We start from the raw sequence: 14,775 nt of genomic DNA, 5'->3' as shown, positions 1-14,775 counted from the left end.
TTTATGTTAGAGCGTTACAGCAGACCGGAAATGAGAGCGATCTGGACGGAGGAGAACAAATTCAAGGCGTGGCTGGAGGTCGAGCTTTGCGCATGCGAGGCTTGGTCGGAGCTTGGAGTTATTCCGAAAGAGGACGTTGAAGCGCTCCGCCGTTCGGCGAGCTTCGATATCGACCGGATTTATGAAATCGAGCAGGAGACGCGCCACGACGTGATCGCGTTCACGCGCGCCGTATCGGAAACGGTCGGACCCGAGCGCAAATGGGTGCACTACGGTCTTACGTCCACCGACGTCGTAGACACGGCTCTCGGCTACCTGCTTCTTCAAGCAAACGCGATCCTGACCAGCGACATCGAACGTTTTATCGAAATTTTGCGCGGCAAAGCGATTCAGTACAAAGATACGCCGATGATGGGACGGACGCACGGCGTTCACGCCGAGCCGACGACCTTCGGTTTGAAAATGGCTCTGTGGTACGAGGAAATGAAGCGCAACCTGGAGCGTTTCCGCCATGCCGCCGACGGCGTGCAGTACGGCAAAATGTCCGGCGCGGTTGGCACTTACGCGAACATCGACCCGCAGGTTGAATCGTTTGTCTGTACCAAGCTCGGCATCAAAGCGGCTCCGATCTCGACCCAAACGCTGCAGCGCGACCGTCATGCGGAATACATGGGGACACTTGCTCTGATCGCGACATCGCTGGACAAATTCGCTACCGAAATCCGCGCCCTGCAGAAGAGCGAATTCCGCGAGGTGGAGGAGCCGTTTGCGAAAGGCCAGAAGGGCTCATCGGCAATGCCGCACAAGCGCAACCCAATCGGCTGCGAGAACATTTCCGGTCTTGCCCGCGTCATCCGCGGTCATATGATAACAGCGTACGAGAACGTGCCGCTCTGGCATGAGCGCGACATCAGCCACTCCTCGACGGAACGTATCATTTTGCCGGATGCGACTATGCTGCTTAACTACATGCTGAACCGTCTGGGCAACATTATCAACAACCTGACGGTGTTCCCGGAAAACATGAAGCGCAACATGCAGGCAACTTACGGCGTACCGTTCTCCGGCCGCGTCATGACGAAGCTGATCGACAAGGGCTTCAGCCGCGAGCAGGCGTACGACACCGTGCAGCCGCGTGCGATGCAGGCATGGGAGGAGCAGCGCCAATTCCGCTCGATCGTGGAATCGACGCCTGCGATTACCGAGGTGCTGTCCGCCGAAGAAATCGAAGATTGCTTCAACCCGGCATGGCATTTGAAGAACGTCGATACGATTTTCGAGCGTCTGGGCTTGAAATAGGGGGACGGACGCGATGACAGCAAACACGCAAGCATTGTCCACTGCCGCTGACTATATCAAGGCACCGCTTATATACAAAGGCAAGGTGCGCGAGCTGTACGACCTTGGCGAGCATTATCTGATCGTCGTGACCGACCGGATTTCCGCATTCGACTACGTGCTGGATCCGGCGGTTCCGGACAAAGGAAACGTGCTGAACCGTTTGTCCGCATTCTGGTTCGAGCAAACGGCGGACATCCAGCCGAACCATGTCGTGCATACCGACGTGGAGAAGCTTGCCGGCATCGTCACCGAGCCGGAGCTGCTGAAGAACCGGATCATGGTAACCCGCAAGGCGGAGCGCATCGACATCGAATGCGTCGTCCGGGGCTATATCACGGGCGGAGGTTGGAGACAATACCAACAAACGTCTGCGATCAACGGCATCGAGCTGCCGGCGGGCCTTCGCAAAAACGAGCGTTTTCCGGAGCCGATCTTTACGCCGGCCGCCAAAAACGACGTCGGCCACGACGAGGACATCCCGTTCGAGCGGATGGCCGAAATGATCGGCACCGAGCTGGCGGAGGAGCTTCGCGACCGGAGCATCAAGCTTTATCAATTTGCGCACGGCTATTGCGCCGAGCGCGGCATCATACTTGCCGACTGCAAATTCGAATTCGGACTTATCGACGGCAAGGTCATTTTGATCGACGAAATTTTTACGCCGGACTCCTCGCGCTTCTGGGCGGAGAGTAATTATGCGTACGACATCGAGATCGACAGCATGGACAAGGAGCCGGTACGCACGTACCTGCTGGGCTCCGACTGGGATCGCGACAGCAAGCCGGCACCGCTGCCGGATTCCGTAGTAGCCGAAACGACGGCCCGCTACCGCGACATCTACCGCCGCTTAACCGGCGTTGAGTTATAGAAGGCTTTTGTTTACATCTTCAATCGCTGCTATTAGACCAAATCCTTATGAAGCATTTGCGAAGAGCAGAAGTTCCATCAAATGTAACGTTTGGCCTCTACGAACGTAAGTAAAGTAATAGAACTTTATTTAGTACATGAAGAAAAATAACTGCAATTCATGTACTTAAACAAACGGGTTACGCGTTCTGCCGGAAAATAACTGTAGATGATGCGTTTAATTCCGCTAACCGATAGCCGGATGGTCAGAATGTGCGACATTAAGGGCATCAAATACAGCTATTCTTCCAAAAACGCCGTAAACCGTTAAATTAACGACATGAAATACAGTTATTTAAAAGCAGGCAGCCGGCTGCACAGCCCGGCTGCTCCCTTGCTTCACCGACTACCCTCGCAAAGGTTTGAGAAAGAAACAGCTTGCGAGTGCTAAGCGCGAGGGGTTGTTGCCGGAGAGCGACAGCGATCGATTTTTGAAGTCGGGAAATCACATTATTCATGTGTAATTAAATCCAATTTCCCGGCTTCAATATCGACGCAGGCAATAACCCCCGCGCGTGCACGGAGCAACGCTGAACGAATTTTTTGATCATCCGCGCGAGAAAAACCCATTTTCCAGGAGGCTACTATGAAGGCAACCGTCTACGTCACCATCAAGCAAAACGTTTTGGATCCGCAAGGAACAGCTGTACAAGGAGCGCTTCACACTCTCGGTTTCTCCGAGGTGGAGAAGGTCCGCATCGGCAAATACCTGGAAGTCGAGCTTGACACGACCGACCGCGCGGAAGCGGAAACGCGCATTAAAGCGATGTGCGAGAAACTGTTCGCGAACACAGTCGTAGAAGACTACCGTTTTGAGCTGGAGGGATAAGGCGATGAAGTTTGCAGTACTCGTATTTCCCGGTTCCAACTGTGATATTGACTGCTACAAGGCCGTGGAAGAAACGATCGGCCAGCCGGTAGACTACGTTTGGCACACGGCCACGGATCTTTCCGCGTACGACGCCATTCTTGTCCCTGGCGGCTTCTCCTACGGCGACTACCTGCGCTGCGGCGCGATCGCCCAATTCGCTAACGTCATGAACGAAGTGAAGAAAGCGGCCGAAGCAGGCAAGTACATCCTTGGCATCTGCAACGGATTTCAAATTTTGACGGAAGCCGGTCTCCTGCCGGGCGCTTTGATCCGCAACAACGGACTCAAATTCCGCTGCCATCAATCGCCGCTTGAAGTGGCGAACGCCGGCACTCCATTTACGAACCAATATTCGCAAGGCGAAATTATCAATATTCCGATCGCTCACGGCGAAGGCAACTACTTCTGCGACGACGAGACGCTTGCCGAGCTGAAAGCAAACAATCAAATCGTGTTCCGCTACGCGGGCGACACGAACCCGAACGGTTCCGTGGAGAACATCGCGGGCATCAGCAACAAAGCGGGCAACGTCGTAGGCATGATGCCTCACCCTGAGCGCGCGGTCAATCAGCTGCTTGGCTCGGAAGACGGCAAACGGATGTTCACATCGATTTTGAATGCATGGAGGGAACAGCATGGCGCAGCAGTTAACGGCTAAGGAGCCGACGGCGGAACAGATTGCCGACCAGAAGATTTACAGCCAGTTTGGCGTATCCGATTACGAGTACGAGCTCATTTGCGGATTTCTAGGCCGCAAGCCTAACTATACGGAGATTGGCGTATTCAGCGTCATGTGGTCGGAGCACTGCTCCTACAAAAACTCCAAGCCGATTCTTAAAAAGTTCCCGATCACAGGGCCGCGGGTTCTGATGGGTCCAGGCGAAGGCGCGGGTATCGTCGACATCGGCGACAACCAAGCGGTCGTATTCAAAATCGAATCGCATAACCATCCGTCGGCAGTCGAGCCTTACCAAGGCGCGGCGACAGGCGTCGGCGGCATTATCCGCGACATTTTCTCGATGGGCGCGCGTCCGGTCGCTTTGCTGAACAGCTTGCGCTTCGGCCGTCTCGAGAACGAACGCGTTAAATATTTGTTCGAGCATGTCGTCGGCGGCATCGCGGGCTACGGCAACTGTATCGGTATTCCGACAGTAGCGGGCGAAGTCATGTTCGACGAAAGCTATGAAGGCAATCCGCTTGTCAACGCTATGTGCGTCGGTCTGATCGACCATGACAAAATTCAGCGCGGCGTGGCGAGAGGGGTAGGCAACCCGGTATTCTACGTTGGTCCTGCAACGGGCCGCGACGGCATTCACGGCGCTACGTTCGCGTCGGTCGAGCTGTCCGAAGAATCCGAGGAGAAGCGTACCGCAGTTCAAGTCGGCGATCCGTTCATGGAGAAGCTCGTTATGGAAGCTACGCTTGAGCTGATTAATTCCGGCATCGTTCTAGGCATTCAAGATATGGGTGCTGCCGGCCTTACTTGCTCCAGCGCGGAGATGGCTTCCAAGGCGGGCAACGGTCTTGAGCTTTACCTGGATGAAGTGCCGCAGCGCGAAACGGGCATGACTCCATATGAAATGATGCTTTCCGAGTCGCAGGAGCGCATGCTGTTCGTTGTTGAGCCGCAGCATGAAGCGCAGGCGAAGGAAATTTTCGACCGCTGGGGCATTATTTGCGCCAAGGTCGGCAAAGTAACCGACGACGGACGCCTCCGCCTGTTCCACAAAGGCGAAGAGGTTGCCGACATGCCGGTTAAAGCGCTCGTCGACGAGTGCCCGGTTTACAACAAGCCGTCGCAGGAGCCTGCTTACTACGGCGAGAACGCAGCGGTGGACACCGGTGCTTTTGCGGAAATTACGGATTTGACCGGCGCTTTGGAGAAGGTTTTGGCTTCTCCGACTGTTGCGAGCAAAGAATGGGTATATAATCAATATGACTATATGGTACGCACCTCGACAGCCGTTCAACCGGGCTCCGACGCAGCGGTCGTGACGATTCACGGCACGCGCAAGGCGCTTGCGATGACGACGGACTGCAACGGCCGTTATGTGTATCTGGATCCTGAAGTGGGCGGCCGCATTGCGGTAGCGGAAGCGGCGCGCAACATCGTTTGCTCCGGCGCCGAGCCGCTGGCCGTAACGGACAACCTGAACTTCGGCAATCCGGAGAAGCCGGAAGTGTTCTGGCAGCTGGAGAAAGCGGCCGACGGCATGTCCGAGGCTTGCGTCAAGCTGGATACGCCGGTTATCGGCGGCAACGTCAGCTTGTACAACGAGAACGCGAAGGGCGCGATCTACCCGACGCCGGTTATCGGCATGGTCGGTCTCGTGCACGACATCGACCATATTACGACTCAAGGCTTTAAAACCGAAGGCGATGTAATCGTCCTTATCGGCGACACGAAAGCGGAGCTTGGCGGCTCGGAGCTTCAATACGTGCTAGAAGGCGCGGCATCCGGACGTCCACCGCAAATCGATCTGGAAACCGAGAAGAAGGTGCAAGGAGCCGTATTGGCAGCTATTCAAAAAGGTCTTGTCGCTTCGGCGCATGACTTGTCCGAAGGCGGCATCGCGGCTGCGGTGGCGGAATCGTGCATCAGCGGCGGCCTCGGCGCGGAAGTGGCGCTGTCGTCCGAGCTTCGTGCGGACCACCTGCTGTTCAGCGAGTCGCAATCCCGCATTCTTCTCTCGGCTAAACCGGAGAAAGCGGCTGAGCTTCAAGCGCTCCTTACGGAGCATGGCGTCATCAACAATCAAATCGGTACTGTTAAGGGCAGCAGCCTGACCATTAACGTAAACGGCAAAGCCGGCATTCAGGCGCCGGTACAACAACTGGAGAAGGTCTGGAAGGATGCGATTCCATGTCTGATGAAATAAGACAGGAGCCTGTGCTGTGGACGGGGAACCACTATAACGAAGGCATCGGCCGGGACGATATTTTTGATAAATTGCGTGAAGAATGCGGCGTATTCGGGGTATTCAATCTCCCCGATGCGTCCAACCTCTCTTACTACGGCCTGCATGCTCTGCAGCACCGCGGCGAGGAAAGCTCGGGGATCTGCACGGTGGATACGAGAAACGATAAAAAATTCGCGTACCACCGCGGCATGGGCCTCGTGAAGGAAGTTTTCGATAAGGAGAAGCTGGATATGCTGGCGGGAGACCGCGCTATCGGGCATGTCCGCTACTCCACATCGGGAGAGAGCAAGCTTGCCAATGCGCAGCCGCTTATTTTCCGATACCGGGACGGCGACCTGGCGGTCGCTACGAACGGCAATATCGTTAATGCGCCGGAAATCCGCCGCGAGCTGGAAATGTCGGGCTCGATTTTCCAGACATCCAGCGACACGGAGGTTATCGCGCATTTGATCGCTCGTTCTCCGAAGGATTTCGAGACGGCCGCTAAGGAAGCTTTGCAGCGCATTATCGGGGGCTTTGCGTTCCTGATTATGACCAATGACAAGCTGCTGGTCGCTTCCGATCCGAACGGGCTTCGCCCGCTCGTCATGGGACGCATCGGCGACGGCTACGTCTTCTCGTCCGAATCGTGCGCGTTCGAATCGATCGGAGCCGAGTATGTTCGCGACGTTCAACCCGGCGAGCTGCTTATATTCGATGCGGACGGCATGCGTGAGGACCGTTATGCACATGTGGAACGCCGCGCGACGTGCGCGATGGAATACATTTATTTTGCCCGTCCTGACAGCGACATTAACGGCATTAACATTCACTCGGCGCGCAAACGGATGGGACGCCAGCTTGCGAAGGAATCGTTCGTTGACGCGGATATCGTAACGGGCGTGCCCGATTCGAGTATTTCGGCGGCGATCGGTTATGCGGAGCAGACAGGCATTCCGTACGAGCTTGGCCTTATCAAGAACAAATATACAGGCAGGACGTTCATTCAGCCTTCCCAGGAGCTGCGGGAAAAAGGCGTGAAAATGAAGCTGTCGGCCGTCCGCAAAGTCGTGGAAGGCAAACGCGTCGTTATGATCGACGACTCGATCGTTCGCGGCACGACATCGCTAAGAATCGTCAACCTGCTTCGCGAAGCAGGCGCGACCGAGGTGCATGTCCGGATTACGTCGCCGCCTTTCAAAAACCCTTGCTACTACGGCATCGATACGCCTGACCGCAAGGAATTGATCGCTTCTTACCGCACGGTGGAGGAGATCAGAAAGCAGATCAATGCGGATTCATTGTCATTTTTAAGCGAAGAGGGCTTTGTTGATTCGGTTGGCGGCAATGACGGAGCGTACAACCGCGGCATGTGCCTGGCGTGCTTCGATAACGACTACCCGACCTACGTGAACGAGGAGTCGGACAAAAGCTGCAGCTGTTAACAGCGTTAAATAGCAGGCAGGCAAAACAAGTTAAGGAGTTGACCGATAGTGTCAGAAGCGTACAAAAAAGCCGGCGTCGACATAGCGGCTGGTAACGAAGCGGTTGAACGGATGAAGAAGCACGTAAAGCGGACTTACCGCCCGGAGGTGCTTGCGGAGCTTGGGGGCTTCGGCGGCCTGTTCAGCTTGAACAAGGACAAGTATGAGGAGCCCGTGCTCGTTTCCGGAACGGACGGCGTCGGAACGAAGCTGAAGCTTGCATTTGCTATGGACAAGCATGACACGATCGGCATCGATGCCGTGGCGATGTGCGTGAACGACATTATCGTACAAGGCGCAGAGCCGCTGTTCTTCCTCGATTACCTGGCATGCGACAAGGTTGTGCCGGGCAAAATCGAAGCGATCGTAGCCGGCATATCGGAGGGCTGCGTGCAGGCGGGCTGCTCCCTGATCGGCGGCGAAACGGCGGAAATGCCGGGCATGTACGGTGAAGGCGAATACGATATCGCGGGCTTCACAGTAGGTATCGTGGACCGCAAAAAAATGATCGACGGCTCGTCGATCGCTGCCGGAGACGCCGTCATCGGCTTCTCATCGAGCGGCATCCACAGCAACGGCTTCTCGCTCGTGCGCCGTTTGCTGCTTGAGGAAGCCGGCTATACGCTCGACCAGCAGCTGGACGAGCTTGGCGGCGCGAAGCTTGGCGACGTGCTGATCGAGCCTACCCGCATTTATGTGAAATCAGCGCTTAAGCTGATCGAGCAAGTGAATGTGAAGGGAATGGCGCACATTACAGGCGGCGGCTTTATCGAGAATATTCCGCGCGTGCTGCCTGACGGCGTTAATGTAGATATCAAGTACGGCTCGTGGCCGATTTTGCCGATCTTTGAGCTAATGAAGAACAAAGGCGGCATTTCGAACCGCGATATGTTCACGACCTTTAATATGGGCATCGGCCTGGTAGTTGTCGTTCCGGCCGATCAAGCGGAAGAAGCTCTGCGCATTGCGGCGGAGCTTGGCGAGCAGGCTTACCGTATCGGAACGGTTACGGAAGGAAGCCGCATCGTGACGTTTACGGGAGCGGACGTATAATGGGAACGCTTCGCATCGCCGTTTTCGCCTCGGGACAAGGTACGAATTTCCAAGCGATCGTGGATGCGGTGCAGGAGGGGAAGCTCGATGTAACCATCGAGCTTCTTGTTTGTGACAAGCCTGCCGCTCCGGTCGTGGAGCGCGCAAAGAAGGCCGGCGTGGACACGTTCCTGTTCACGCCGAAGGAGTATCCGTCGCGGGAATCGTACGAGACGGAAATTATCGCGGAGCTGGAGCGCCGCGGCGTCGAGCTGATCGTGCTTGCGGGGTATATGCGCATTATCACGTCCGTGCTGGTGGAGCCGTATTACGGGCGGATGATCAACATCCATCCGTCGCTGCTTCCGGCGTTCCCGGGCGTCAACGGCATCGGCCAGGCGCTGTCCTACGGCGTCAAGCTGACCGGCGTTACGGTCCATTACGTGGACGGGGGCATGGACAGCGGCCCGATCATTGCGCAGACCGCAGTCGTGGTAACGGACGAGGATACGGAAGACTCGCTGGCCGTACGGATTCATGCGGCGGAGCAGGCGCTGCTGCCCTCGGTCATCCAGCAAATCGCTCAGGGACGCGTGTCGCTGGAAGGCCGTAAGGTTACGGTAAGCGGCGGCAATTCCTGAGTCCTTTAGTGCTTTATGCAGCGAAGCTGCTTATTTAATATTAATTCAATCACAGGAGGAGGATATTTGCGTGGCTATTCGCAGAGCGTTAATCAGTGTGTCCGATAAGACGGGTATCGTAGAGTTTTCCAGAGAGCTGGCCAATCAAGGCGTGCAAATCATTTCGACAGGGGGCACATTCAGCCTGCTGCAGAAGGAAGGGGTACCGGTCATCGGCATTTCCGATGTAACCGGCTTCCCGGAAATTTTGGACGGACGCGTCAAAACGCTGCATCCGGCCGTTCACAGCGGCCTGCTTGCCGTACGCGACGACGAAGAGCATCAGAAAGCGATGAAGGAGCTTGGCCTCGATTACATCGATCTTGTGATCGTGAATCTGTATCCGTTCAAGCAAACGATCGCGAAGCCGGATGTATCCTATGAAGATGCGATCGAAAATATCGATATCGGCGGTCCTACGATGCTTCGCTCGGCTGCCAAAAACCATGCCTTCGTTACGGTTGTTGTAGATGCAGGCGACTACGGCACGGTTCTCGAGGAAGTTAAGGCGCAAGGCGATACGACGCTGGAAACGCGTAAACGCCTGGCGGCCAAAGTTTTCCGTCATACGGCTGCTTACGATTCCCTGATCTCGGATTACCTTTCGAAGCAAGTAGGCGAGCCGCTTCCTGAGACTTACACGGTTACTTACGAAAAAGTGCAGGACCTCCGTTACGGCGAGAACCCGCATCAAAAAGCAGCTTTCTACAGCAAGCCGCTAGCGGCTAAAGGCAACATTACAACAGCTGAGCAACTGCACGGCAAAGAGCTGTCCTACAACAACATCGGCGACGCGAACGCCGCTCTTGCGATCCTCAAGGAATTCGACGAGCCTGCAGTCGTAGCCGTTAAGCATATGAATCCGTGCGGAGTTGGCATCGGAGCGACGATTCACGAGGCTTACCAAAAGGCATACGATGCGGATCCGACGTCGATTTTCGGCGGCATCGTAGCGGCTAACCGTACGATCGGCGCGGACACGGCTGAGCTTCTCGGCAGCATTTTCCTCGAAATTATCATTGCTCCGGACTACACGCCTGAAGCGCTTGAAATTTTGACGAAGAAGAAAAACATCCGTCTGCTCAAGCTGGGCGAGCTTTCCGCAGCGGGCGAGCGCAAGCCGGAATGGGTCGTCACTTCGGTTGACGGCGGCATGCTCGTACAGGAGAGCGACGTTCACAGCTTGACGGAAGAAGATCTTCAATTTGTGACCGACCGCAAACCGACAGCGGAAGAGCTGAAGCAGCTGCTGTTCGGATGGAAGGTCGTTAAGCATGTGAAGTCGAATGCGATCCTGCTGGCCAAGGACGATATGACGATCGGAGTCGGCGCAGGCCAAATGAACCGCGTCGGCGCAGCGCGCATCGCCATCGAGCAAGCAGGCGAGAAAGCGGCTGGCTCCGCCCTGGCTTCCGATGCATTCTTCCCGATGGGCGACACGGTTGAGCTTGCTGCAAAAGCAGGCATCACGGCGATTATCCAGCCTGGCGGCTCCGTGAAGGACGCGGAATCCATCGCTGCCGCAAACGCGAATAACATCGCGATGGTATTCACCGGCGTTCGTCATTTCAAGCACTAAGGGGGAGGCAGCAACTATGCGCATTTTAGTTATCGGCGGCGGCGGACGCGAGCACGCGATCGTCTGGGCGCTCAAGAAAAGCGAGAAAGTGAAGGAAGTGTACTGCGCGCCGGGCAATGCCGGCATTGCGCAGCTTGCCGAGTGCGTACCGATCGCGGCGAATCAATTCGACGAGCTGATCCGCTTTGCGAAGGACGCGGACATCGACCTTGTATTCGTCGGTCCGGACGATCCGCTGGCGGACGGCATCGTCGATGCATTCGAAGCGGCAGGCATCCAGACGTACGGCCCTCGCAAAAATGCGGCGGAAATCGAAGGCAGCAAAATTTTTATGAAAAATTTGCTCAAGAAATACGAGATTCCAACGGCCAAATACGAAACGTTTACGGATTATGAAGCGGCATTGGCTTATTTGCGCCAGCAAGCCGTACCGATCGTCATCAAGGCTGACGGTCTGGCGGCAGGCAAAGGCGTAACGGTGGCGGCAACGCTTGAAGAAGCGGAGAAGGCGCTGCACGAAGCGATGGTGGACAAGGTGTTCGGCGAAGCGGGCAACCAAATTGTCATCGAGGAATTCCTCGAAGGACAGGAAATGTCCATTTTGGCGTTCGTTGACGGCGAGACCGTACGCGCGATGGTTCCTGCACAGGACCATAAGCCGATCTTCGACGGCGACAAAGGACCGAATACCGGAGGCATGGGAACGTACACGCCGCTTCCGCATATCGATCAAGCGATTATCGACGAATCGATCCAGAACATTATCATTCCGACCGCAAAAGCGATGGTCAGCGAAGGACGGCCGTTCCGCGGCGTTCTGTTCGCCGGCCTCATGATTACGAAGGACGGTCCGAAAACGATCGAGTTCAACGCGCGGATGGGCGATCCGGAAACGCAGGTCGTTCTGCCTCGCCTGGAGACGGACCTTGTTGATATCGTACTGGCATCCATGAACGGGCATCTGGATCAAATCGATATCAGATGGAGCGACGAGGCGGCGGTATGCGTCATCGTAGCGTCCGAGGGTTATCCGGGCTCCTATCCGAAGGGCCGCGTCATTTCCGGCCTCGCAGAAGCCGAAGCGCAGGGCGCGCTTGTATTCCATGCAGGCACGGCCGAGAAGGACGGCCAAACCGTAACGAGCGGCGGACGCGTGCTCGGCATCGTCGGCCGCGGACGCGACATCGCAGAGGCCCGTGCACGTGCCTATGAAGCGGTTAGCGTCATCGAGTTCGAAGGCAAGCAGAACCGTACGGACATCGCGGCTAAAGCACTAGTATAAGCTTTATGCTTCTGTGTGCATCTGCACAAACGCAAGCCCCTCAAACCGGAAACCGGATTGAGGGGCTTTTTCTCAAGATAAGAATTTATAAGTTTGAGCATATAACTGTCATATCTTTTATCGTGAAACGAGCTTTTCCCGCCAAAAATTAAATCATATAACAAAATTCTTCCGCCTGTCTGACCTGCAAACCGAAATTAAATGTATCGGAACGCAGTCCGCGCCGCAGCGCTTCCAGAGACATCGCATCGGCCGGCTGGATATTCCCCAAATGCGTATCCGCCCCAAGCATCTCCAGAAGCATCACCTGCTGATGCTTGAGAGGAGCTTCCCACATGAGCCGTTTCGAGTCCGGCACAAACCGCATGACGGCATCCAGCAGATCCTTCCGGCAATTTCCCTGACTGTCGAAGATGCCGACCCCAACGCCCGATTCGCGCGCTTCCACAGTGACAAGCTCGGAGCCCGCCTCCAAGTCGCACTCCGCCGTTACCGCCAAATCCGCTGCGTCGATTAATGAACCGGATAGCTTTTTACCGTACTCCGATACGACGCGAAGACCGCAGTTGACTCCTTCACGGATAAGCTCCGTCCGTTGTTTCCGGCTTAGCTCGATCGTTCCGTCGGACACCTCCATGCCGCTAAAGCCCAAGGAGCAAATTGCATTCAAAAATGCAGGAGCCGTATTCTGCTGAACGGCAATTTCGAGCAGTGTGCCGCCCGGCATGATCGTAATTCCGTGTTTTTTCGCTAAGCCAATCTTGTAAAGAAGCAGCTCGGAAGGGTAGAGAACAGCTGTTCCGAATCCCAATTTGATGCAATCGATGTAATCGGAAGCTGACTCGATTAAATCCATAAAGGCATTTCTTCCGAGCCCCTTGTCAATTATCATTGTTTGACCGCGTTCGGTGGACCGTTTGGCGGCGGGATATCCGTTATCCGGCCCTGATGACTTGCGGAGTCCGCTCGGGTTTAGTAATTCAGCGGGCCAAACTGCAGACAGGGAACACTTCATCCGTATCTCCTCAATTCTGTTGTCTTTTCGCGTCATCGAATGACATGAGTATCATATGCCGGCAGTACCGGGCGTGTGCCCAGTTTTTTTCGGTTGGCCGGCGACGCGGGCAGCAGGCAGCAAGGAAAGAAGAGACGGATTAATTGACCTCTCCGGGAGGTTTGATGAGAAAGAAGACGAAGCCAAGGGTAATTAAGGATAACAATGAAACGGCAATAAAAACGAGCCGGTCCGATTTTTCCATCATCCAGCCGAACAACGGTGGACCGAAAGCAACGCCTAAAAAACGCAAGCAGTTGTACAGGGAAGTAATCATGCCGCGTTCGCTTTTTTGGACGGCGCCGGTGATCATTGTGTTTAAACAAGGCAAAAGCAGGCCCGTGCCGATGCTGCTGACCGTCAAAAGCCCGATGAAGACGTAAATGTTTTTAAAAAAGAAAATGGTGCCTGCGAGGGAAAGGGCCATGGCCAATAACCCGATATTGATCAGCCAGCGGATTAGAACGCCGTTTTTTTTGATCAGGCTGCCGGTTGTATAGGAAGTGATAACCATACCCAGCAGAGGGATGGCCAGAACGAGACCTTTTTTCACTCCGTCAATGCTGTAGGGCTTCTCTTCGAGAATGTTCGATAAATAAAAAAGCACGCCGAATAAAATGAACAGCGCCATCGCTCCTGCAAAAAAAGAGGTAATGAGCCAGCGTCCTTTTTCCTTGAACAAATCCCCTATTTTTCGGATGTACGCCTTTAAACCCTGCTTTTGTTCATGCTTCTGCTCCTTGATTAGAAACAACACCGCCAGCAGCGAGAGTGCGCAGAACACCGGAAAAGCAAAGAAGGAAGCGTACCAAATGATCAAAGCCAGCAAGGAGCCGATGATCGGGCTAAAAACCTTGCCTGCGCCGTTTGAAGCCTCGATTAGACCGAGCGCTTTGCTTTCCGTGGCCCCGTCGTACAAGTCACCTACTAGCGCCATTGCCACAGGGGCTGTTCCGGCCGCCGATAAGCCTTGTATGGCCCGTGCGACGATAATGACGGTATAAGAATCCCATATGGCGCCGAACCCGGCCAAAACCCCCGCGCTTCCGTAAATGATCAAAGCGGGCACAATGATAACCTTCCGTCCGAAGCGATCCGACAAATAGCCGATCACCGGAATAAACAGGCCGGCAGCTAGGGAGAAAATGGAGATGACCAAACTGCTTTGGAATTTGCTGATGGCAAGCTCGCGCTGCATATCCGGCAATACCGGGACCAGCATCGAATTGCCAAACACAAGCACCATCGGGATGGTGGCCAGCGCAATAAACTCCCAAATCCGTCCCTTTGATTTGCTGTCCGGTTCCGATCCGGATGTTTTGGCGGGTGATCTATCTTTAAAGTCCATATCGCTTTTAAATGTGATATTCAGTTTTCGTGATTTAGTGTTCGCCATATGTATTTGCACCTCGTATAGGATGAATTGCTCGCTAATTATTCGCTTATTTACAGGCTTTTATTCCGTTTAAAAATGAATATATTAAAAAAAAATAAAAAAACAGTTGCCTAATCATGTCGAACCGTGTTATATTATGTTTCCGGCCGCAAGAACGACGCGGACGGCGATGAAACAAGAGAAAGAATTGCTTGCTCTTTGAAAACTGAACAACGAGTGAAACTGCCCCGTTAATCCTCACGGATTAATG

Annotated in this window: 12 protein-coding genes; 10 read left to right on the top strand and 2 right to left on the bottom strand. The window is 54.8% G+C overall.

Annotated features, from left to right (window positions below):
• Nucleotides 1–3 precede the first annotated feature (3 nt).
• From purB to purD, 10 genes are all read left to right on the top strand, one after another.
• Complete coding sequence (gene purB, locus KP806_RS27055; RefSeq protein WP_224726866.1) at nucleotides 4–1,299, top strand: adenylosuccinate lyase; 1,296 nt, start codon at nucleotides 4–6, stop codon at nucleotides 1,297–1,299.
• A 13-nt stretch (nucleotides 1,300–1,312) separates the two neighbouring features.
• Nucleotides 1,313–2,209 carry a phosphoribosylaminoimidazolesuccinocarboxamide synthase gene (locus KP806_RS27050; protein WP_224726865.1) on the top strand — a complete coding sequence of 299 codons (897 nt, stop codon included), beginning with the start codon at nucleotides 1,313–1,315 and terminating at the stop codon, nucleotides 2,207–2,209.
• A gap of 624 nt (nucleotides 2,210–2,833) precedes the next feature.
• On the top strand, nucleotides 2,834–3,076 hold the full coding sequence (gene purS, locus KP806_RS27045) for a phosphoribosylformylglycinamidine synthase subunit PurS (RefSeq protein ID WP_224726864.1): 243 nt from the start codon (nucleotides 2,834–2,836) through the stop codon (nucleotides 3,074–3,076).
• Nucleotides 3,077–3,080: 4 nt separating this feature from the next.
• Nucleotides 3,081–3,776: a phosphoribosylformylglycinamidine synthase subunit PurQ gene (gene purQ, locus KP806_RS27040; RefSeq protein WP_224726863.1), complete on the top strand. Its 696-nt coding sequence runs from the start codon at nucleotides 3,081–3,083 to the stop codon at nucleotides 3,774–3,776.
• Nucleotides 3,754–5,997: a phosphoribosylformylglycinamidine synthase subunit PurL gene (purL, locus tag KP806_RS27035; RefSeq protein WP_224726862.1), complete on the top strand. Its 2,244-nt coding sequence runs from the start codon at nucleotides 3,754–3,756 to the stop codon at nucleotides 5,995–5,997. The genes purQ and purL overlap by 23 nt, the downstream gene beginning before the upstream one ends.
• The gene (gene purF, locus KP806_RS27030; protein ID WP_224726861.1) at nucleotides 5,982–7,463 is read left to right on the top strand and encodes an amidophosphoribosyltransferase; all 1,482 of its coding nucleotides are present in this window, start codon (nucleotides 5,982–5,984) and stop codon (nucleotides 7,461–7,463) included. Before purL ends, purF begins: the two co-directional genes overlap by 16 nt.
• A 48-nt stretch (nucleotides 7,464–7,511) precedes the next feature.
• On the top strand, nucleotides 7,512–8,555 hold the full coding sequence (gene purM / locus KP806_RS27025; protein WP_224726860.1) for a phosphoribosylformylglycinamidine cyclo-ligase: 1,044 nt from the start codon (nucleotides 7,512–7,514) through the stop codon (nucleotides 8,553–8,555).
• Nucleotides 8,555–9,175 carry a phosphoribosylglycinamide formyltransferase gene (gene purN, locus KP806_RS27020; protein ID WP_224726859.1) on the top strand — a complete coding sequence of 207 codons (621 nt, stop codon included), beginning with the start codon at nucleotides 8,555–8,557 and terminating at the stop codon, nucleotides 9,173–9,175. Before purM ends, purN begins: the two co-directional genes overlap by 1 nt.
• A gap of 70 nt (nucleotides 9,176–9,245) precedes the next feature.
• Nucleotides 9,246–10,793 carry a bifunctional phosphoribosylaminoimidazolecarboxamide formyltransferase/IMP cyclohydrolase gene (purH, locus tag KP806_RS27015; protein ID WP_224726858.1) on the top strand — a complete coding sequence of 516 codons (1,548 nt, stop codon included), beginning with the start codon at nucleotides 9,246–9,248 and terminating at the stop codon, nucleotides 10,791–10,793.
• Between the two features lie 16 nt (nucleotides 10,794–10,809).
• Nucleotides 10,810–12,075 carry a phosphoribosylamine--glycine ligase gene (gene purD, locus KP806_RS27010; protein ID WP_224726857.1) on the top strand — a complete coding sequence of 422 codons (1,266 nt, stop codon included), beginning with the start codon at nucleotides 10,810–10,812 and terminating at the stop codon, nucleotides 12,073–12,075.
• 148 nt (nucleotides 12,076–12,223) lie between these two features.
• Here the strand turns inward: purD and KP806_RS27005 are convergent, their stop codons facing one another.
• Complete coding sequence (locus KP806_RS27005) at nucleotides 12,224–13,090, bottom strand: phosphosulfolactate synthase (protein WP_224726856.1); 867 nt, start codon at nucleotides 13,088–13,090, stop codon at nucleotides 12,224–12,226.
• A 139-nt stretch (nucleotides 13,091–13,229) separates the two neighbouring features.
• The gene (locus KP806_RS27000; RefSeq protein WP_224726855.1) at nucleotides 13,230–14,525 is read right to left on the bottom strand and encodes an MFS transporter; all 1,296 of its coding nucleotides are present in this window, start codon (nucleotides 14,523–14,525) and stop codon (nucleotides 13,230–13,232) included.
• Between the last annotated feature and the right edge of the window lie 250 nt (nucleotides 14,526–14,775).

The sequence above is a fragment of the Paenibacillus vietnamensis genome (assembly GCF_020169515.1).
In the GTDB taxonomy this organism is placed as follows: Bacteria; Bacillota; Bacilli; order Paenibacillales; family Paenibacillaceae; genus Pristimantibacillus; species Pristimantibacillus vietnamensis.
This window is presented reverse-complemented; position numbering and strand designations above follow the sequence as displayed.